This is a genomic window from Enterobacter sp. 01-M-02-SI-ECC, from assembly GCF_047530595.1.
Lineage (GTDB): Bacteria > Pseudomonadota > Gammaproteobacteria > Enterobacterales > Enterobacteriaceae > Enterobacter > Enterobacter cloacae_M.
Genome location: NZ_JBLKCZ010000004.1, coordinates 231306 through 248858, shown reverse-complemented (window position 1 = coordinate 248858; position 17553 = coordinate 231306). Strand labels below are relative to the sequence as shown.

Genomic DNA, 17553 nt, shown 5'->3' with positions numbered 1-17553 from the left:
GACGGCAGCCATACAAGTGCTTCACCATAGCCAACAGTTTATTTCGAAGCTCGAAAATAAGGGAGTACGAGGTGGTTGCTGATAGTCAGCCAGGGCATATCGATCAGATTAAGCAGACCAACGCTGGCGCGGTGTATCGCCTGATTGATCAGCTTGGTCCGGTTTCGCGTATCGATCTTTCGCGCCTGGCACAACTGGCACCTGCCAGTATCACCAAGATTGTCCGCGAGATGCTGGAAGCGCACCTGGTTCAGGAGACGGAAATTCAGGAGCCGGGCAGCCGTGGCCGCCCGGCAGTCGGGCTGGTGGTGGAGACGGAAGCCTGGCACTACCTGTCGCTGCGCATCAGCCGCGGCGAGATCTTCCTTGCGCTGCGCGACCTCAGCAGCAAGCTGGTGGTAGAGGACCGGCTTGAACTGCCGCTCAACGCGGAGGAACCGCTCCTCGACGCGATTGTCTCGCACATCGATCGCTTCTTTATCCGCCATCAGCAGCGGCTTGAACGCTTAACGGCGATTGCCATCACCATGCCGGGCATTATTGATACCGAAAACGGCATCGTCCACCGCATGCCGTTTTACGACGATGTCAAAGAGATGCCGCTGGGTGAGGTGCTGAAAAATCATACCGGCGTACCGGTCTATATTCAGCATGACATCAGCGCCTGGACGATGGCGGAGGCGCTGTTTGGCGCGTCGCGCGGTGCGCGGGACGTGATTCAGGTGGTTATCGACCATAACGTCGGGGCGGGCGTGATTACCGACGGTCGTCTTCTCCACGCCGGAAGCAGCAGTCTGGTGGAAATCGGTCATACCCAGGTCGACCCGTACGGCAAGCGCTGCTACTGCGGAAACCACGGCTGTCTGGAGACCATTGCCAGCGTGGAAAGCGTGCTGGAGCTGGCGCAGGTTCGGCTTAGCCAGTCCATGAGCTCCTCGCTGCACGGACAACCCCTAACGGTGGATTCGCTCTGCGCCGCCGCGCGCCAGGGCGATCTGCTGGCGAAGGACATTATTACCGGGGTGGGGAATAACGTTGGCCGCATTCTGGCCATTATGGTGAACCTCTTCAACCCGCAAAAAATCCTGATTGGCTCGCCGCTCAGCCAGGCGGCGGAGATCCTTTTTCCGGCGATTACGGCCTGTATTCAGCAGCAGTCGCTTCCCGCGTACAGCAAAAATATCGCGGTAGAAAGTACCCAGTTTTCCAACCAGGGAACCATGGCCGGCGCGGCGCTGGTCAAAGATGCCATGTATAACGGCTCGCTGTTGATCCGCCTGTTACAGGGTTAACTCTTTTCCGCTGATGTAAGAAAAATTGCGCTATCTCAAGCCGGGTAGCGCATGCATCCCGTAGACTTCCTCCACTGAATTATTTACCTGGTTTATATTTTCGAAGCATACCCAAGAGGTGGAGTGAGTCATGCTTAAGCGTTTCTTTGTTACTGGTACAGATACCTCTGTCGGCAAGACCGTCGTATCCCGCGCATTGCTGCAGGCGCTGGCAGCAAGCGGTAAAAGCGTGGCAGGGTACAAACCGGTCGCAAAAGGCAGTAAAGAGACGCCAGAGGGATTGCGTAATAAAGACGCCCTGGTGCTGCAAAGCGTCTCGTCGCTGGAACTGCCTTATCACGCGGTCAATCCCATTGCCTTAAGCGAAGAGGAGAGCAGCGTAGCGCACAGCGGTCTGATTAATTATCCCCTGTTGTCCGACGGACTGGCGAACCTGAGCGAGAAGGTTGATCACGTGGTGGTGGAAGGGACGGGCGGCTGGCGCAGCCTGATGAACGACCTGCGCCCGCTTTCTGAATGGGTCGTGCAGGAGCAGCTTCCGGTGGTGATGGTGGTGGGTATCCAGGAAGGGTGCATCAACCACGCGCTGCTGACGGCCCAGGCGATTGCCAATGACGGCCTGCCGCTGATTGGCTGGGTGGCAAACCGCATCAACCCGGGCCTGGCGCACTACGCGGAGATTATCGACGTGCTGAGCAAAAAACTGCCCGGACCGCTGGTGGGTGAACTGCCTTATCTGCCGCGCGCCGAGCAGCGCGAGCTAGCGCAGTACATCGATCTCTCTGCCCTCGGTGGCGTGTTGACCGTAGACCGAGTCGTGGCGTAACGTCCGCGACAGCACGGACGCGACCACGCAGGCGACCAGCAGGCCGGGCAGTAAAAGATATTGCCCGGTCATTTCACAGACCATCAGCGCCGACATAATGGGCGCATGCGTGGTCGCGGCAAGTAGAGTTGCCATCCCCGCCAGCCCCAGCAGAATCGCCGTCTCAGAACCCGGTAGCCACAGCGCGAACAGCTGCGCAAACAGCATCCCTGTTGCCATCCCGACAAACAGCGTAGGTGTAAACACCCCTCCGGGCGCGCCCGATCCGCTGCTCGCCAGCACTGCCAGCAGCTTACAGATGAACACCCCGGCAATGACCGTCAGCAGCGGCGGAGCGAGCAGAAAAGCCTGAACCACGCTGTAGCCATTCCCCCACACCTTCGGCGTGAGGAGAGACAGCAGCCCGACGATCGCACCGCCCAGCGCCAGCTGCCACGGCGGCGAAAGCTTGAGGCGCAGGAAAAGCCCGTGGCTGAAGTCCATCAGCCACATCAGCAGCGGTCCGCAGAGGCCCGCCACCAGCCCCATCGCGACGAGAAGAGCATAATCGGCCGCGGTAAGGATGCCGCTCAGATGGACCGCGTAGAGCGTACCCGCGCCCGGAGCCAGGAGCTGCGTCGTAAGCAGCGCCACCACCGCCGCAATCACCACGGGGCCGAGCGAGGCCAGCATCAGCGTGCCAAACAGAATTTCCGCGATGAACAGGCTTCCGGCAAGGGGGGCGTGATAGGCGCTGGCCATCCCGGCGGCGGCGCCGCAGGCAATCCATAATTTCCACTCGGATTTGGGCGTAAAGCGCCGGGCGAATAGGGAGGCGGCGAGGGCGGCAAGCAGGATCATCGCCCCTTCACGCCCGATGGCGCTTCCGCTGGCAACGACCAGCAGCGAGGCAAGGGATTTCACAAGGCTGGCGCCGTAGTCAAACTGGCCGTCTCCGGTCTCCAGCGCCTCCATGTAATCGGTAGGGGCATGAGGCCGCTGCGCGGTCAGACGCTGCCATCCCCATAGCAGCAGTCCGGCGGCCAGCCCGCCCAGCGCTGGCGTCAATGCGCGCCGCCAGGGCGAGAGCGACGCGGCGGCATTCACCAGGCTGCCGCTGTCGTTGCTGAGAAGCAGCCACTCCAGCAGGTACATGCTGTGGCGGAATACCGCAACGGCCAGCGCGGCCAGCACGCCGGTGACGGTGGCAATCAGCAGTCGGCGAAACATCGCGCGGATGTCGGGGTAGGTATGAAGACGTTGCATGGGGTGCGTTTTTACGGGGACGATACGATATTGTGGCGGGAAATCGCAGGGTTAGCAAAAGGTCTGCGTGCGAAAAGGCCGGGCGATGCCCGGCCAGAAGGGTTAGGTGTCGCTATGAATATTCAGCGCCCGGCGCGTGCGTCCGGAGCTCAGGTACTCGGCAATATAGTCCTGCGAAATCTCGCCGTTGTAACGACCGTCCTCATCCACGATCGGCATCCAGCTGGTATTACTCTCATACAGACGTGAAAGCACCACGCGCAGGTTGTCTTCCGCTTTGCCGGTCATGCGGAACGGATGCAGGATGTCGGCGCAGGTACCGCTCGCGTTACGCGCTTCGCGACGCTTCACAAAGCCCAGGGGTTTGCCGTGCTCGTCGACCACCGTCACGGCACGAATGTCGTTATCATCCATGGTCGCAAAGGCTTCGGGAAGCGGAGTAGAGCCCCGCACCGTAATGGTCGGCTGCTGGTCGGTGACGTCGCCCGCCGATACCAGCAGCAGACGCTTCAGCGTCCGGTCCTGGCCGACAAACGAGCCGACAAACTCATTCGCCGGTTTCGCCAGCAGTTCATCCGGGCTGGCGCACTGCACGATTTTCCCCTGACGGAACACCGCAATACGGTCGCCGAGCTTCAGGGCTTCGTCGATATCGTGGCTCACCAGCATGACGGTTTTTTTCAGCTTGCGCTGCATCTCCAGGAACTGGTTCTGGATCACCTCGCGGTTGATCGGGTCCACCGCGCCGAAGGGTTCATCCATCAGCAGCACCGGAGGATCAGCAGCCAGGGCGCGGATCACGCCGATACGCTGCTGCTGGCCGCCCGACATCTCGCGCGGGTAGCGGTTGAGAAACTTATGCGGGTCCATCGCCACCATATCCATCAGCTCTTCGGCGCGGGTTTTGCAGCGCGCTTTATCCCAGCCCAGCATGCGCGGCACGACGGTGATGTTCTCTTCGATTGTCATATTCGGAAACAGGCCAATCTGCTGGATCACGTAGCCGATGTTGCGGCGCAGGGTGACGGTGTCCATCCCGCTGGTGTCTTCACCGTTGATCAGGATCGTCCCGCTGCTTGGGGTAATGAGGCGGTTAATCATCTTCAGGGTGGTGGTCTTTCCGCAGCCGGACGGGCCGAGCAGGACGCACATTTCCCCTTCGGGCACGGTCAGATTAACGTTGTCGACGGCCTTAAAGGTCTGTCCGTGCTTCTGTGAAAATTGTTTGGTGAGGTTTTCCAGTTTTATCATTATCGAATCCCCTTTGGAGTCAGAACCACCTGCAGACGATGCAGCAGCCAGTCGAGCACAATCGCTAAAAGACAAATCATCAGCGCGCCCGCAATCAACATGCGAATATCGCTTCCGCCAATGCCGTTGAGCAGCAGCAGGCCCAGTCCGCCCGCGCCGATCACGGCGGCAATCGCCATCACGCCGATATTCATCACCACGGCTGTGCGGATGCCGCCGAAAATCACCGGCAGCGCCATCGGGATCTCAACCCAGCGCAGCCGCTGCCAGAAGGTCATGCCGATACCGCGTCCGGCTTCACGCAGGCCCGGCGGCAGGCTGTCGAGCGCCGTATGGGTGTTACGCACAATCGGCAGCAGCGAGTAGAGAAACACCGCCGTAATCGCGGGCAGGGCGCCAATTCCCTGACCGATCAGCGAAAACAGGGGGATCATCAGCCCAAACAGGGCGATGGACGGAATGGTCAGCACGATAGTGGCTATCCCCAGCACCGGCGTCGCCAGCCACCTGTGGCGGACAATCAGAATGCCCAGCGGTACGCCGATGATGATGGCTAAACCTACGGCCAGCGCCACCAGCCACAGGTGCTGAAGGGTGAGGGTTAAGAGGTAATCCCAGTTGTCCAGAATGTAGTGAATCGTCTCCATAGCGCCTCCTACAGCAGCTGTTTGCTACGCAGGAAATCGCGGGCGACCTGCTGCGGTGACTGATGGTCGATATCCACCTTCTTGTTCAGCTCGGTGATAACGTCGTTGTTGAGCTGCGCCGAGAGGGTGTTGAGCGCCTCTTCCAGCCCGGGGTTGGCCTCCAGCGTGTCCTTACGCACCACCGGCGTCACCGCGTAGCTCGGGAAGAAGCCTTTATCGTCTTCCAGCACCTTGAGGTCGAAGCCTTTCACGCGCCCGTCGGTGGTGTAAATCAGACCGGCGTCGACGAAGCCGTCGCGCACCGCGTTATAGACCAGACCGGGGTCCATCTGACGGATCTGCGGGCGGTCCAGGTCCATCTTATAGGCGGCCTGAAGCGGCTTCATGCCGTCGCTGCGCCCGGCAAACTCCAGGTCTAAGCCCAGCAGCCAGTTTTTGTCCGGGTTGGTTTTACGGATCTGCTCAATCTTCGCCACCATCTCCGACATGGTGTTGATATGTTCCGCCTCGGCGCGCTTGCGCTGCATGGCGAACGCATAGGTGTTGTTCATGTCGGCGGGCTTGAGCCAGACCAGACCGTGCTTCGCGTCCAGACGTTTCACCGTCTCGTAAGACTCCTGCGGCGACATGCGCTTGTTGATGTGGTTAAAGATGATTAATGACGTGCCGGTGTACTCCCAGGTCATGTCAATCTGCTTGTTGATCATCGCGTTGCGGGAAATCACCGTGGCGATATTGGTTTGCGGCTGGACCTGGAAACCTTTTTTCTGCAGGTACTGCACGGTCATCGCCGAGAGAATGTGCTGCTCGGTAAAGCTCTTGGTCGCCAGAATCAGCGGGGCCGCCATCGCCTGGCTGGTGAACAGCGCCGCGGCACATAGCGCCGTCAGGCCGGAAAACAGTCTCATAAAAGCTCCTTGTTATTGTTATCGAGCGAGATGGGGACTCATCGCGCGACCCAGCGCCGCCAGCAGGGTATCGAGGATCAGTGCGAACAGGGCGGTAGCCGCCGCGCCGAGGATCAGGGTCGGGAAATCGTTCAGGTAAATGCCGGGGAAAATCAGCTCGCCGTAGCTGCTGGCGCCAATCAGGAACGCCAGCGGTGCGGTACCGACGTTAATGGCGGTGGCGATGCGGATCCCCGAGAGCATGACCGGCCAGGCGGCAGGCAGCTCTACCTGGCGCAGACGCTGCCATTTGGTCATCCCGATGCCGTTTGCCGCTTCCAGCAGCGACGGCGGGACCGAGCACAGCCCGGCGTAGGTATTGCGCACGATCGGCAGCAGCGAGGCGAGGAACAGGGCGATGATGGCGGGCGTATCGCCAATGCCAATCACCACCATCGCCAGCGCCAGAACGGCCAGCGGTGGCAGCGTATTGCCGACGTTGAAGATTTGCATCACATATTCGGCGATACCCCGCGCGGCCGGGCGGCTCAGCAGAATACCGGCTGGAATACCCACCAGCAGGGCAAAAAACATCGATGAGAAAACCAGAATCATGTGCTGTTGCCCGAGATAAACCAGGTCAACCTGGCGCGCCCTGATCGTTTCCAGCCCAATGCCCCAGACGAGGAGGGCGAGAACCACGATAATGGCGCCGACAAACAGCAGCGAACGTTTGAGTAATGGATGCATTGCGGTGTGTCTCCCTGTGCGCATGCGTTATAGCAACCATCGGTTGCCTGTTGTTATGCCATGTTTCGGCAGGGGTATTTCACCTATAGCAAGCGTTTGGGAAGGGTTCCAGCGAAGGGGTAAAATCAGTAACCCTATGAAAACAGTGACAACCTTGTGTTAGGCCTGATGGCATAAGGGCTGATTGAGGGTCAGGCAGAATAGTCCTAAAGCGAATCTTTAGATGTGACGGTGTCACATCTAAAGGGCTCATACGCCGGATATCGGTCATTAACTTCACAGAGAGGCACGAACCCGTCGAACCCGCGTCGAGACGGTGATAATTGAAACGATAGCGACCACGGCGAGCATCAACCCGAGCGCCAGCATGGCGTTAAACCCGATCCACCTGAACAGCAGCAGCCCCGTGATACCGCCCGTAATAAACGAGAAAAGGGTGGTTAAGTGGGTTTTCAGCTGGCTTTTTTGCGCCGCCGTATCTTTGGAGTAATCCCTGCGCAGCATCGCCACCAGTACCGAGGCCAGGGAGATCCCCGCGTCCGTCAGCGTGCCGGTAATGTGCGTCGATCTTACCCGTCCGCCGGAAAGCTGCGTGGAGGTAGAATTATGAATGCCCATCAGAAAGCAGAGAAAAAGAATTATCTCGCGGTTGCTGGTGAGGGCATGAAAATACATTTCGTAGAAAGAGACGCCGGTCAGTAATATCCCCTCGACAAACAGGATCTGGCAAAAAACCAGCCTGACGTTATGGATAATCCCCCATATCACGATCGCGCGCGCAATAATGGCGCCGGCCACAAAAGAGAGAATAATCGAGCCGAAGAAAATAATATCGCTGAGATCGGTGGAGGAGACTTCGCTGGATAACTGTGAGGTGTTGCCGGTCATGTGTGAGGGGAAAAAACCAAATGCCCCGAGGGCGATGGCGTTTAGTAAACCTGCCGAGGTCGCCAGCCAGAGAGCAAGCCGGCGATCTTCCTTATGCGTTCGTTCTTTCTTGAGTCTAATCAGCAAGAATACCTCCAGGTTGAGCGTTGCCTGACTATTCAGGCTAGCAAAGCAGTGCAACGGGCTGTCCAGGATATGGCTTAATTATTATTCCCTCTGACGACTTTCAGGGTTTCGTAATTAAATAAAATAGTCTTGCTCAACATGGGGGCGTAAATTTCAAATCATGCCGTTATTGCCGTGACGCAAAAACGCCGGTCGCTGGTTAAGACGTTCAAACCAGGCCTCAATCGCCGGCACGTCAGGTTTATCAAACGGCGTCATTTTCCAGCGATTCACCGACAGCCCAAGCACCACGTCCGCTAGGGTAAACGTCTCGCCCGCCGCAAATGCGCCGGTGCGCTGCAGCTGGTTTTCCAGAATGGTGATGCAGTGGTTCCACTCTTTTATTCCCGCCGCAATGCGCTCAGGGTCGTTAAAGTCCGGGTTTTTACGCCCCAGCGCCGGGAAGACATAGCGCCAGGCGTTGTTAAATTCAGTGGCCTGCCAGTCCATCCAGCGCTCAACGTTAGCGCAGGCTTGCGGTTCTGCGGGCAGCAGATCGTGACGTTCGGGCTTGCGCGCCAGATAGCGGCAGATGGAATTGGACTCCCACAGCACGAAATCGCCATCAATCAGCACCGGCACCATGGCGTTGGGGTTCAGGGCGCGGAAGGCGTCCGTTTCCGTCGAGGCGAAACCGCTGCCGTAATCTTCCTGCTGATAGGTTATGCCCGCTTCTTCGCAGGTCCAGAGCACTTTACGAACGTTGATGGAGGTGGTTTTGCCGAGGATGGTGATCATTGCGCAGGTGTCCTTTAATGGATGTTATTGTTTAAAAACAATACACGAACGGTGAAGAAAAGCGTCAAAAATCATCCGGCGCGTTATTTGTGAAGACGCGAAAGCAGAAACGTTAGCGCTGCCGCAAAGAGGAGCACTATGCCACTCAATGCAAACGTGCTCTGCCATCTATAACGATCGAACGCTATACCGCCCGCCGTTGAGCCGAGCGCAATGGCGAGCTGGATCACCGCAACCATCAGTCCACCGCCGGCTTCAGCATCCTTCGGCAGCGTTCGCGCAATCCACGTCCACCACCCCGTCGGTGCTGATGTTGCCAGCATCCCCCATAGGCCTGACAGCAGGGCCACAATCCACACGTTATGCCCGGCGAGAATCAACGCGACTGCGATGGCCGCCATCAGTAGAGGGATCGCGATCAGCGTTATGTAAAACGCGGCATTAAGCACCAGGGCAACGAAAAGGGTGCCCACAAAACCCGCAACGCCTATGGTGAGCAAAATCAGCGACAGCCCGGCTCCGCTCACCCGGGTGACGGTTTCAAGGAACGGGCGCAGATAGGTAAACAGCGCAAACTGCCCCATAAAGAACAGGCCGCAGGCCAGCAGACCAACGGAAACGGCAGGCTGGCGGAATAACCGAAAAACACTTCCTCGTGATTTACCGTTTTTACGCGCGCTCATGTCAGGCAGGCTTAAACACTGCCAGATGAACGCGACTATCGCCACGGGCACCAGACAAAGAAATGCGCCGCGCCAGCCAATAATGCCCCCAAGATAGCTGCCAAGCGGGGCGGCCACCACCGTTGCCAGCGCGTTACCGCCGTTGAAAATGGCCAGCGCGCGCGCAACCTTATGCGGCGGAACAAGGCGAATGGCCGTTGCGGCAGACATGGACCAGAACCCGCCTATAGCGATACCGATCAGCGCGCGGCCTGTCATGTAAACCAGATAGTTTGGGGCGAAAGCGATAATCATCCCCGAGAGCGCCATCAGGAGCGTCATGCCCAGAAGAAGGTGTTTGCGGTTTATATTCCCGGCAAGCCGGGAAAGGAAGAGGCTGGTCAGCACCGCCAGCGCGCCGGAAATCGCGATCCCCTGGCCAGCGAGACCCTCCGTAACGCCCAAATCTCTGGCAAGGGGGGTAAGCAGGCTGACGGGCATAAATTCCGAGGCAATCAAGATAAATACGCACAGGGTCATGGCAAAAACGCCACTCCAGTGTGCATGCTCTGTGTTCTGTGATGTGGTGCGGCTCAGTGTAGACATAGTCAGATTTCACAAAGAGCCACCCGTATAGGGCGAGTGGCGTAGAGATTTATTTCAGGTTGGTTTTGAAGAACTGCTCAAACTGGCCGAAGGGGATCTTCCCGGCAGCATTATCGTAGAGATCGACATGGTTTGCGCCCGGAACAATCACCAGTTCCTTCTGCTTGCTGCCGACCGCTTTAAACGCATCTTCAGCAAAGTAGCGGGAGTGTGCCTTTTCACCGGTTACGATAAGCGTTGGAATAGTAATTTCCCCGGCGTAGCTCAGCAGCGGCATATTCATAAATGATAATGGCGTGGTCGCGGTCCACGCGCCGGTGGAGTTGACGGAGCGCGCATGGAAGCCGCGCGGCATACGGTAGTAGTCAAAGAACTCTTTGAGTACCAGATTCGGGTTGTCAGGTAACGTCTCCGGCAGAATACGTTCAGCTGCCGTCACCTTACCGTTCTCATCGACATAAATGTCATGGCCGCCGTGCGCGAAGGTACCGTTCTCAGCATCTTTCCAGCGCTGTGCGTTCAGATACTGCAGAACGGCACGGCGGTCAGACGTTGAATAGCGATCTTTCCCGTCGCCCACGCCGTGGCCCATCGCCCGGCTCATGTCATACATCACGCTGGTGGCGACCGCCTTCACGCGGGTGTCCATGGATGCTGCGTTGAGCGCCATACCGCCCCAGCCGCAGATGCCGAGAATACCAATGCGGTTACGATCAACCTCTTTCTGCAACCCAAGGAAGTCCACCGCCGCGCTAAAGTCTTCGGTGTTGATATCCGGAGACGCTACGTTGCGCGGCTGGCCACCGCTTTCGCCCGTATAGGACGGATCGAACGCCAGGGTCACAAACCCATTTTCTGCCAGGGTTTGCGCATACAGGCCGCTGGACTGCTCTTTGACCGCGCCAAATGGCCCGCTGACCGCAATCGCCGCCAGCTTGCGGTCGCCGCGGTTTTTGGGAAGATACAGATCGCCTACCAAAGTGATCCCGTATCGGTTCTGGAAGGACACCTTACGGTGATCGACTTTGTCACTTTCGGCGAAGGTTTTATCCCATGTGCTCACCATCGAAACAGGCGCGTTTGGGTTGGTGGTTTCTGCATAACTCATTGTTGTCACTCCACTTAATGATGCACATAGCAGCATCGCAACGGACAGTTTTTGGGTAAATGTTTTCATAGAAATGAACCCTGGGTTGTTGTGTTGCGGTCATTATAGTTAGCAGAAATAGTGCTGATTAGAGGGCGAAAGCTGCTAGGATTCATATCATATTGTTATAAATGGGTGGGGATGATGGCGAAACGGGAAAACTATAATGAGCTGTACCTGTTCATGCAGGTGGTACGGGAGGGGAGCTTCACGGCGGCCGCGCTTCGGCTTGGGCTGGCGCAATCCGGGATCAGCCGCTCGGTTCGCGAGCTGGAAGAGCGATTGGGCGTTCAACTTCTGGTCCGCACCACGCGCAAGCTCTCGCTCACCCATGCCGGGGAACAGCTTTATCAGACCGCCGAGTCTGCATTCGATACGCTCGATACGGGTCTGGCGACCCTGGCACACTATCGTCAGACGCCGTCCGGCACGGTGCGTATTAATGCCAGCCAGCACGCTATCGATAAGTGTCTGCTGCCAAAGCTCGCCATTTTTAAACAGCGTTACCCGGACATCAGGCTGGAACTGATGAATGAAAGCCGCTTCGTCGACATTATCGCCGAGCGGTTCGATGTGGGTGTCAGACTGGGGCCGGAAGTGGGGCAGGGAATGATTGCAGTGCGTATCACGCCTGATATGGAAATGGCCGCGGTGGCTGCCCCGGAACACTTCAGACGCTACGGTTTTCCGCAGACACCAGCCGATTTAGTGGCTCATCCCTGCATTGCTTACCAGTTTGCCGACGGTAGTGACTATCAGTGGGAACTGGTGCAGGACGGGAAAAAAATCACCCATCGGCCAGAGGGGCAATGGGCGCTGTCTGACAGCTACATGGAAGCCGAGGCCGCCCGGCTGGGGCTTGGGCTGGCCTATGTCCCGGTGGAGCTGGTGGCTGACGATCTGGAGCGCGGAACGCTTATCCGGGTGTTGCAGCGCTATAGCCTGCGCATGGACGGGTTGTATCTCTATTATCCGCACCGCAACGTGTCGCCTGCCCTGAGGGCTGTGATCGATACGCTGAAAATTTAGGGCGGCATAACATCACGAGAGCGGACATTCAAATTGCCCGCCGGTGAGCTAAGCCTAAAAATAAATCAGGACCGCTGTGGTGAAGCAAGTTTTGCAGCAATCATTTCAGATGTGGGCTGTATTCCCCCAAGACTCCACTGTTCCGGTTCATGCTCGTCAATACGGATCAATACTGAACGCCGGAATTCAGGGTCGCCGTTTCCCTCAATTTCAACAATAAGGTCAGTCATACGACGTAGCAGTTCTTTTTTTTGCTCCGAATTCATAATTCCATTAATGGTTTGCACATTTACGAAGGGCATTGTATTCTCCTTAAATAACTGAGTCTTTAAATCATACTCAGGTTACGAGGCAAACGAAGAGATGTCAAAAAATAAATCATTACCGTACTTATTACCTGAGCTTTGTGGGTTAGCGGCGGCCGCTGAGCTTCTTGGCGATCAATGGGTTTTGTTGATTCTGAGAGAGGCGTTTTATGGGGTAACACGCTTTGAAACGATACGGGATCATACAAAAATCACCAGGCAGACGCTGGCGAACCGGTTAAAAAAAATGACTGAACTCGGCCTGCTTTGCAAAATCCCTTATCAGGAAGAAGGGGCGCGTGAACGGTATGAGTATGTTCTCACCGCCAAAAGCCGCAGCCTTGCGCCGATTCTTTTCTCTTTGATGGAGTGGGGTCATAAAAACATACTGCACGACGCACCGCATATTGCGTTAACAGACAAAGAAAGTGGAGAAGTGGTTAATAGCGCCTATGTTACCGCCGACGGTAAGTTCGTTGACCCTAAAAACGTTCGGTTAACGTTTCACGACAGCCAATACTTAGCCGCCATGCCCCAGGCGCCTGACCATACTGACGCTTAAAGCTGCGGTTGAAGGACTGCCGGGAGTCAAAGCCCAGCGAGAGCGGTGATTGATACCCTTAAAATTTAGGGCAGCGTTGTCATTCTGGAAGGCGCCTCGCAAACCGCAAAGTAACCCTCTGTAACCAAGGGTTATGTCTTTTATTCATTTCTACGGAGTCGTAAAGTGCCTGCGTTGCGGCATATCCGCAATCGGGCGTAGGAACCCGTATCTACCATATAGTGACATTTCGTATGTCGCGGCAGCACCGATCCCGTTACAATTGCGGTGGCGCTGGCGGAGCAGCCGTAAGGCTGGCCGTTTTTCTATATGGGCGGTATTCCTACCTCTGTCAGCGCTACCCCCCGAGCGTAGGAACTTACTGGGTGGCTTAATGAACTGCATATAGAAGGAAGCCTTGTATGGCTACTATCCCAACCCTCACTTATTTTCCGTCTGACGAAAGCGTTATTCAGCACCTTATCTCCCGGCCGCTTCCGGCTGATGCCGATCTTTTTGACGTCGCTGACAGCTGCGCCGCGCTGGTGAGCGTGCTGGTCGAAATCGAGGATGCGAAGCTGTTTACCGTGCTTTGCGAGCGTCTCCTTCAGTCTTTGCGCAAGCTGCGCGAACTCTGCGATGTCGATCTTCCGCCGGACCTGATCGCGCAGTTGATCATGGGGGAGAAAATGAACTCCTGCGTGCCGGACTGCTGGCAGGACACCGTTACTCAGGTGGACTATGCACTGGCGCTGACGCAAGCGGTTATGGGTGGAACGCTGCCCGCTCACGTAGCGAAAGAGCTTACGGGCTTGCTGCACGATATGGTGTGGCTGCTGGCTGAGTTTGTGAAGGAGCCGCGCATTACTGCGCATTAAGTACGCTGACGTGGAGGGGCGGTAGCGCCCCTTTGAAAGCGTGATTAACGTGATGCGTTCCCCGTATCCAGAAGCGACGTTCCGTGGGAGTTGTCGATGGTACAAAGCCAGCGACCGTCGCTTTCCTGTCGAAAAACATAGGTTGCGCGGCGGGACATTTCCGTTATCCCACCCTGACCATCAGGAAAACGCAGAACGGTTTCCATGATAACGAGGGCATTGTCACCGCCTTCGATCACCTGCATCTCTCCTTGTTCCACAATCAATTGGTCCTGGAAATAATCAGAAATGGCAATAAACGCGCTGCGAATATTTTCTTTTCCGTTAACCGTCATGCCGGGCTTGACCACCAGAGCCGCGTCGTCGGCGTAGTACTCCATCAGGGCGTCATAGTTTTTGGTCGTGATGGCGCGATCGCAGGATTCGATGATCTGGCGTAGCGGATGTGGGGTCATGCGAGTTTCCTTGTTAAGGGCTAAACAGGTATTAACGTAACAGTCTGGCGTGTTTGTATAGCTACCAGGTCTTATGGATGGTGCTGTGGGTTTGAAGTGGAGGCGCTAAGTAACGTTACGTTTGCAATGAGTGGGACGCAAACATAGCTAACACATTCCGCAGATATCACGGCGATAATTGTTCAGTTGCCTAAAAATAGACCAGCACTAATGGCAGAGTTTACCGGAGGATTTAGTTTAAGCTGGAAAATTTCTCTAAAGTTTTTCGCGGAATAGCCGTTCAGTTAATGAGAACTTTGGTCAACAGATATTGTGGTCAAATAAAGTGTAGCATCTTGTAGTTAATTATATTTTTTTAGTTGCTATAAATAAAATTTATTTAATTAGGGGTAGTGATGATTAAAATCTTAGGGTTTATATTCGTAATGCTTACTGCCGGGTGTTCAACGCCAGGGAAGCCGGCGTTCTATTATACCTGGACACAATATAAAACTGGTGTTGAAGTGATGCTGGTTAATGAACCCCAGTATAAAGATGGTTTTGATGGAATTCTCCGCCTCGACGATAAAGGTGAATACGCAGTAATGACCGTTTACTACGGTGGGGATTTGTCTGGTCATTTTGGTTACGTCACCAAGGCCAGCCTCGAACATTGGATAACTTTGTACACTAACTTTTTAAAATGGGATCCGACAAAACCAGCACAGACGACGAAATTCAATATTCCGGATAATCTCTCGTGGACTCATAAAAGCTACGATGTTGAGTATCAATTTATGAACGGCAAAAAACTATTTATCATAAGGAAGCACGGTAATGGTAACTGGTTTGTAGACTTCTCAGTGCTCTCGATGGATGAAGCCAATATAACGAAATTGAATGAAGTCTATATCGAATTGAGAGAGAGGCTGAAATAGCCCGTGAAGTATTACTCTACAAGCCTCCGTTGGGAGGCTTTTTTCTTTCTGGCAGAATAAATCAGGCCGCTTTCACCGCCCTGATTTTTTTCGTGTCAGCCGCATCGGATTCAGTTTTATCCGCTGCAGCTGGGGCATTGAGATCGGGAAGCTTGCTAGTACGCAGAATATGCTGCACGGTCTCTTTCTGCTCGGCGAGATACAGGCCAAGATTTTCAGCCTGCGTTTCATCCATCTGCATTCCGCTTTGCAACAGCCAGTCGGTGAACGCATCTGCCATATCGAGCAGCTTGTCGTGAGCGTCAGCCTCTTTCTTACTGGCAAATGTCATTTTCTCTTCACCTTTTCTTATGACAACATATTTTGTTTCAACAGCCATCGTGCACCTCGCTATACTGTATTTATATACAGTGTAGCAGCAACAGATGGACGTTGCAGCAAAATATGCATTACTGGCGAAGCTGCTGTGTTTCCGGGCCACCCATACTCCGCCGCCATGCCCCAGGCGCCTGACCATACTGACGCTTAAAGCTGCGGTTGAAGGACTGCTGGGAGTCGAAGCCCAGCGCGATCGCCACGTTTAGAATAGGCTCATCGCTGCGGGTTAAGCGCTCAACCGATTTTTGCAGCTTTTGCGCGCGAATATACCCGGCGAGGGGATAGCCCGTATGCTCTTTGAAGAGGCGCTGGAGGTGCCATTTTGAGTAGCCGGACCGCCTGGCGACGGACTCAATGTCCAGACGGCTATCCAGGTTGTTGTCGATCCAGTCGAGTAAATCATGCATAAATGCGCCAGTGTTCATCTGGTTACTCCCACGCTGCCTGTCAAAAAGTATCTTTGTCTGTTGCATTAAAAGGTGGCGCGTTTTTGTATTAATTGCAAGTTTTATTGTTGCATTTAAATCCCTGACCGAAACGGGTCTTTTCACATCCGCTCAAATAGCACATAAAGTGCAACAATTATTCTTGCACTTAGTTAAGCGCCTTCCTACAATCGCCGCGATAGTGTATTCGCAACTGTTACAGTTTTGTGGCGATGAACGACACAAATGGCCTTGAGATAGCCACCGGACAAAGGAAGTGGCGCAGTGCCTCCTGCTGCGTCTTGCCCGGCGGCGACAATTACCGGAATAAAAATAATGAGCCTGCAAAAAACCTGGGGTAACTTTCATCTGAACGCGCTGGGGGCCATGTTGCTCTCCGTGCTGCTCGTCGGATGCGACAACAGCGTCGCGCAAAACGCCGCGCCGCCTGCGCCCGCCGTCAGCGCTGCTGACGTGGTGGTGAAATCCATTAGCCAGTGGGATAGCTTTAACGGCCGGATTGAAGCGGTGGAGAGCGTTCAGCTCCGTCCGCGCGTTTCCGGCTACATTGATAAAGTGAATTACACCGACGGCCAGGAAGTGAAGAAGGGCGAGGTGCTATTCACGATTGATGACCGAACCTATCGCGCGGCGCTGGAACAGGCGCAGGCGAACCTGGCGAGAGCTAAAACGCAGGCCAGCCTGGCGCAAAGTGAGGCTAATCGTACCGATAAGCTGGTCAATACCAACGTTGTCTCCCGCGAAGAGTGGGAGCAGCGTCGTTCGGCCGCCACTCAGGCGCAGGCCGATATTCGTGCCGCGCAGGCAGCAGTTGACGCCGCGCAGCTCAACCTGGACTTCACCAAAGTCACCGCGCCTATCGACGGTCGCGCCAGCCGGGCGCTGATCACCAGCGGAAACCTGGTGACGGCGGGTGACACCGCCAGCGTTCTTACCACGCTGGTCTCGCAGAAAACGGTTTACGTCTACTTTGACGTGGACGAGTCGACCTATCTTCACTACCAGAATCTGGCCCGCAGCGGGCAGGGGGCTTCCAGCAACCATACGGCGCTTCCGGTTGAGATTGGCCTGACGGGCGAGGAGGGATATCCCCACCAGGGTAAAGTGGACTTCCTGGATAACCAGCTGACGCCGAGTACCGGCACCATCCGTATGCGCGCGCTGCTGGATAACGCGCAGCGTCAGTTCACGCCGGGACTTTTTGCCCGCGTACGCCTGCCGGGCAGCGCGGAGTTCAAAGCCACGCTTATCGACGACAAAGCGGTGCTGACCGATCAGGATCGTAAGTACGTTTATATCGTCGATAAAGAGGGGAAAGCGCAGCGCCGCGACATCACGCCGGGCCGTCTGGCAGACGGTTTACGCATCGTGCGGCAGGGGCTGAACCCTGGCGATAAAGTCATCGTCGAGGGTTTACAAAAAGTGTTTATGCCGGGTATGCCGGTTAACGCCAAAACCGTTGCCATGACCGCCACCAGCGCCCTCAACTGATCCCTTGAC

General features: G+C 55.8%; 20 protein-coding genes. 7 read left to right on the top strand and 13 right to left on the bottom strand.

Going from position 1 to position 17553, the window contains the following annotated elements; genetic code table 11:
• Window positions 1-71: 71 nt before the first annotated feature.
• Together mlc and bioD are read left to right on the top strand one after the other, a co-directional pair.
• Window positions 72-1292, top strand: a complete 1221-nt coding sequence (mlc, locus tag ACMWLG_RS08615; RefSeq protein ID WP_045401244.1) for a sugar metabolism global transcriptional regulator Mlc — start codon at window positions 72-74, stop codon at window positions 1290-1292.
• 130 nt (window positions 1293-1422) lie between these two features.
• Window positions 1423-2118, top strand: a complete 696-nt coding sequence (gene bioD / locus ACMWLG_RS08610; RefSeq protein ID WP_045401241.1) for a dethiobiotin synthase — start codon at window positions 1423-1425, stop codon at window positions 2116-2118.
• On the opposite strand, the gene clcB is transcribed toward bioD, so the two are convergent.
• The 9 genes from clcB to ACMWLG_RS08565 all read right to left on the bottom strand — a co-directional run bounded on the left by clcB (window position 2053) and on the right by ACMWLG_RS08565 (window position 11134).
• Window positions 2053-3363, bottom strand: a complete 1311-nt coding sequence (gene clcB / locus ACMWLG_RS08605; RefSeq protein ID WP_045401238.1) for a voltage-gated ClC-type chloride channel ClcB — start codon at window positions 3361-3363, stop codon at window positions 2053-2055. The two genes, bioD and clcB, sit on opposite strands and share 66 nt — an antisense overlap.
• Window positions 3364-3465: 102 nt before the next feature.
• A complete protein-coding gene (osmV, locus tag ACMWLG_RS08600; RefSeq protein ID WP_045401236.1) occupies window positions 3466-4614 on the bottom strand; it encodes an osmoprotectant ABC transporter ATP-binding protein OsmV in 1149 nt (382 codons plus the stop codon).
• Complete coding sequence (gene osmW, locus ACMWLG_RS08595) at window positions 4614-5261, bottom strand: osmoprotectant ABC transporter permease OsmW (RefSeq protein ID WP_023311514.1); 648 nt, start codon at window positions 5259-5261, stop codon at window positions 4614-4616. Before osmW ends, osmV begins: the two co-directional genes overlap by 1 nt.
• A gap of 8 nt (window positions 5262-5269) precedes the next feature.
• Window positions 5270-6169 (bottom strand): osmoprotectant ABC transporter substrate-binding protein OsmX, encoded by a 900-nt coding sequence (gene osmX / locus ACMWLG_RS08590; protein WP_023327329.1) that lies wholly within the window; start codon window positions 6167-6169, stop codon window positions 5270-5272.
• A gap of 18 nt (window positions 6170-6187) precedes the next feature.
• Window positions 6188-6898 carry an osmoprotectant ABC transporter permease OsmY gene (gene osmY / locus ACMWLG_RS08585; protein WP_045356906.1) on the bottom strand — a complete coding sequence of 237 codons (711 nt, stop codon included), beginning with the start codon at window positions 6896-6898 and terminating at the stop codon, window positions 6188-6190.
• 276 nt (window positions 6899-7174) lie between these two features.
• Complete coding sequence (locus ACMWLG_RS08580) at window positions 7175-7912, bottom strand: YoaK family protein (protein WP_045401233.1); 738 nt, start codon at window positions 7910-7912, stop codon at window positions 7175-7177.
• A gap of 153 nt (window positions 7913-8065) precedes the next feature.
• The gene (locus tag ACMWLG_RS08575; RefSeq protein WP_045401231.1) at window positions 8066-8689 is read right to left on the bottom strand and encodes a glutathione S-transferase family protein; all 624 of its coding nucleotides are present in this window, start codon (window positions 8687-8689) and stop codon (window positions 8066-8068) included.
• A gap of 83 nt (window positions 8690-8772) precedes the next feature.
• Entirely contained in the window at window positions 8773-9957 is a 1185-nt protein-coding gene (locus ACMWLG_RS08570) for an MFS transporter (protein WP_045401229.1), read from the bottom strand.
• 49 nt (window positions 9958-10006) lie between these two features.
• On the bottom strand, window positions 10007-11134 hold the full coding sequence (locus tag ACMWLG_RS08565; protein ID WP_047064298.1) for an alpha/beta hydrolase: 1128 nt from the start codon (window positions 11132-11134) through the stop codon (window positions 10007-10009).
• A gap of 114 nt (window positions 11135-11248) precedes the next feature.
• On the opposite strand from ACMWLG_RS08565, the gene ACMWLG_RS08560 reads away from it, so the two are divergent.
• Complete coding sequence (locus ACMWLG_RS08560; protein WP_045401592.1) at window positions 11249-12133, top strand: LysR family transcriptional regulator; 885 nt, start codon at window positions 11249-11251, stop codon at window positions 12131-12133.
• 65 nt (window positions 12134-12198) lie between these two features.
• Here ACMWLG_RS08560 and ACMWLG_RS08555 read toward each other — a convergent pair whose 3' ends face one another.
• Complete coding sequence (locus ACMWLG_RS08555) at window positions 12199-12435, bottom strand: tautomerase family protein (protein ID WP_045401224.1); 237 nt, start codon at window positions 12433-12435, stop codon at window positions 12199-12201.
• Between the two features lie 61 nt (window positions 12436-12496).
• On the opposite strand from ACMWLG_RS08555, the gene ACMWLG_RS08550 reads away from it, so the two are divergent.
• Window positions 12497-13000 carry a winged helix-turn-helix transcriptional regulator gene (locus ACMWLG_RS08550; RefSeq protein WP_023311523.1) on the top strand — a complete coding sequence of 168 codons (504 nt, stop codon included), beginning with the start codon at window positions 12497-12499 and terminating at the stop codon, window positions 12998-13000.
• A gap of 401 nt (window positions 13001-13401) precedes the next feature.
• Window positions 13402-13857, top strand: coding sequence for a hypothetical protein (locus ACMWLG_RS08545; protein ID WP_045619785.1), 456 nt, complete (start codon window positions 13402-13404; stop codon window positions 13855-13857).
• Window positions 13858-13901: 44 nt separating this feature from the next.
• Here ACMWLG_RS08545 and ACMWLG_RS08540 read toward each other — a convergent pair whose 3' ends face one another.
• Window positions 13902-14312 carry a YybH family protein gene (locus ACMWLG_RS08540; protein WP_045401217.1) on the bottom strand — a complete coding sequence of 137 codons (411 nt, stop codon included), beginning with the start codon at window positions 14310-14312 and terminating at the stop codon, window positions 13902-13904.
• Between the two features lie 395 nt (window positions 14313-14707).
• On the opposite strand from ACMWLG_RS08540, the gene ACMWLG_RS08535 reads away from it, so the two are divergent.
• Window positions 14708-15229 (top strand): hypothetical protein, encoded by a 522-nt coding sequence (locus ACMWLG_RS08535; RefSeq protein ID WP_045401214.1) that lies wholly within the window; start codon window positions 14708-14710, stop codon window positions 15227-15229.
• A gap of 61 nt (window positions 15230-15290) precedes the next feature.
• On the opposite strand, the gene ACMWLG_RS08530 is transcribed toward ACMWLG_RS08535, so the two are convergent.
• Both ACMWLG_RS08530 and ACMWLG_RS08525 read right to left on the bottom strand, forming a co-directional pair.
• Window positions 15291-15608, bottom strand: coding sequence for a YebG family protein (locus ACMWLG_RS08530; protein WP_045401210.1), 318 nt, complete (start codon window positions 15606-15608; stop codon window positions 15291-15293).
• A gap of 70 nt (window positions 15609-15678) precedes the next feature.
• The gene (locus ACMWLG_RS08525; RefSeq protein ID WP_023311528.1) at window positions 15679-16032 is read right to left on the bottom strand and encodes a helix-turn-helix domain-containing protein; all 354 of its coding nucleotides are present in this window, start codon (window positions 16030-16032) and stop codon (window positions 15679-15681) included.
• A gap of 336 nt (window positions 16033-16368) precedes the next feature.
• Between ACMWLG_RS08525 and ACMWLG_RS08520 the strand changes: the two genes are divergently transcribed.
• A complete protein-coding gene (locus ACMWLG_RS08520; protein ID WP_023311529.1) occupies window positions 16369-17544 on the top strand; it encodes an efflux RND transporter periplasmic adaptor subunit in 1176 nt (391 codons plus the stop codon).
• The last annotated feature ends 9 nt before the right edge of the window (window positions 17545-17553 follow it).

Coding starts and splice junctions, on each gene's coding strand:
- ACMWLG_RS08520 (WP_023311529.1), top strand. CDS start 16,369: ATGAGCCTGCAAAAAACCTGGGGTAACTTTCATCTGAACGCGCTGGGG.
- ACMWLG_RS08575 (WP_045401231.1), bottom strand. CDS start 8,689: ATGATCACCATCCTCGGCAAAACCACCTCCATCAACGTTCGTAAAGTG.
- ACMWLG_RS08560 (WP_045401592.1), top strand. CDS start 11,249: ATGGCGAAACGGGAAAACTATAATGAGCTGTACCTGTTCATGCAGGTG.
- ACMWLG_RS08540 (WP_045401217.1), bottom strand. CDS start 14,312: ATGACCCCACATCCGCTACGCCAGATCATCGAATCCTGCGATCGCGCC.
- osmX (WP_023327329.1), bottom strand. CDS start 6,169: ATGAGACTGTTTTCCGGCCTGACGGCGCTATGTGCCGCGGCGCTGTTC.
- osmW (WP_023311514.1), bottom strand. CDS start 5,261: ATGGAGACGATTCACTACATTCTGGACAACTGGGATTACCTCTTAACC.
- bioD (WP_045401241.1), top strand. CDS start 1,423: ATGCTTAAGCGTTTCTTTGTTACTGGTACAGATACCTCTGTCGGCAAG.
- ACMWLG_RS08565 (WP_047064298.1), bottom strand. CDS start 11,134: ATGAAAACATTTACCCAAAAACTGTCCGTTGCGATGCTGCTATGTGCA.
- ACMWLG_RS08545 (WP_045619785.1), top strand. CDS start 13,402: ATGGCTACTATCCCAACCCTCACTTATTTTCCGTCTGACGAAAGCGTT.
- clcB (WP_045401238.1), bottom strand. CDS start 3,363: ATGCAACGTCTTCATACCTACCCCGACATCCGCGCGATGTTTCGCCGA.
- ACMWLG_RS08555 (WP_045401224.1), bottom strand. CDS start 12,435: ATGCCCTTCGTAAATGTGCAAACCATTAATGGAATTATGAATTCGGAG.
- ACMWLG_RS08535 (WP_045401214.1), top strand. CDS start 14,708: ATGATTAAAATCTTAGGGTTTATATTCGTAATGCTTACTGCCGGGTGT.
- ACMWLG_RS08530 (WP_045401210.1), bottom strand. CDS start 15,608: ATGGCTGTTGAAACAAAATATGTTGTCATAAGAAAAGGTGAAGAGAAA.
- ACMWLG_RS08550 (WP_023311523.1), top strand. CDS start 12,497: ATGTCAAAAAATAAATCATTACCGTACTTATTACCTGAGCTTTGTGGG.
- ACMWLG_RS08570 (WP_045401229.1), bottom strand. CDS start 9,957: ATGTCTACACTGAGCCGCACCACATCACAGAACACAGAGCATGCACAC.
- ACMWLG_RS08525 (WP_023311528.1), bottom strand. CDS start 16,032: ATGAACACTGGCGCATTTATGCATGATTTACTCGACTGGATCGACAAC.
- osmV (WP_045401236.1), bottom strand. CDS start 4,614: ATGATAAAACTGGAAAACCTCACCAAACAATTTTCACAGAAGCACGGA.
- osmY (WP_045356906.1), bottom strand. CDS start 6,898: ATGCATCCATTACTCAAACGTTCGCTGCTGTTTGTCGGCGCCATTATC.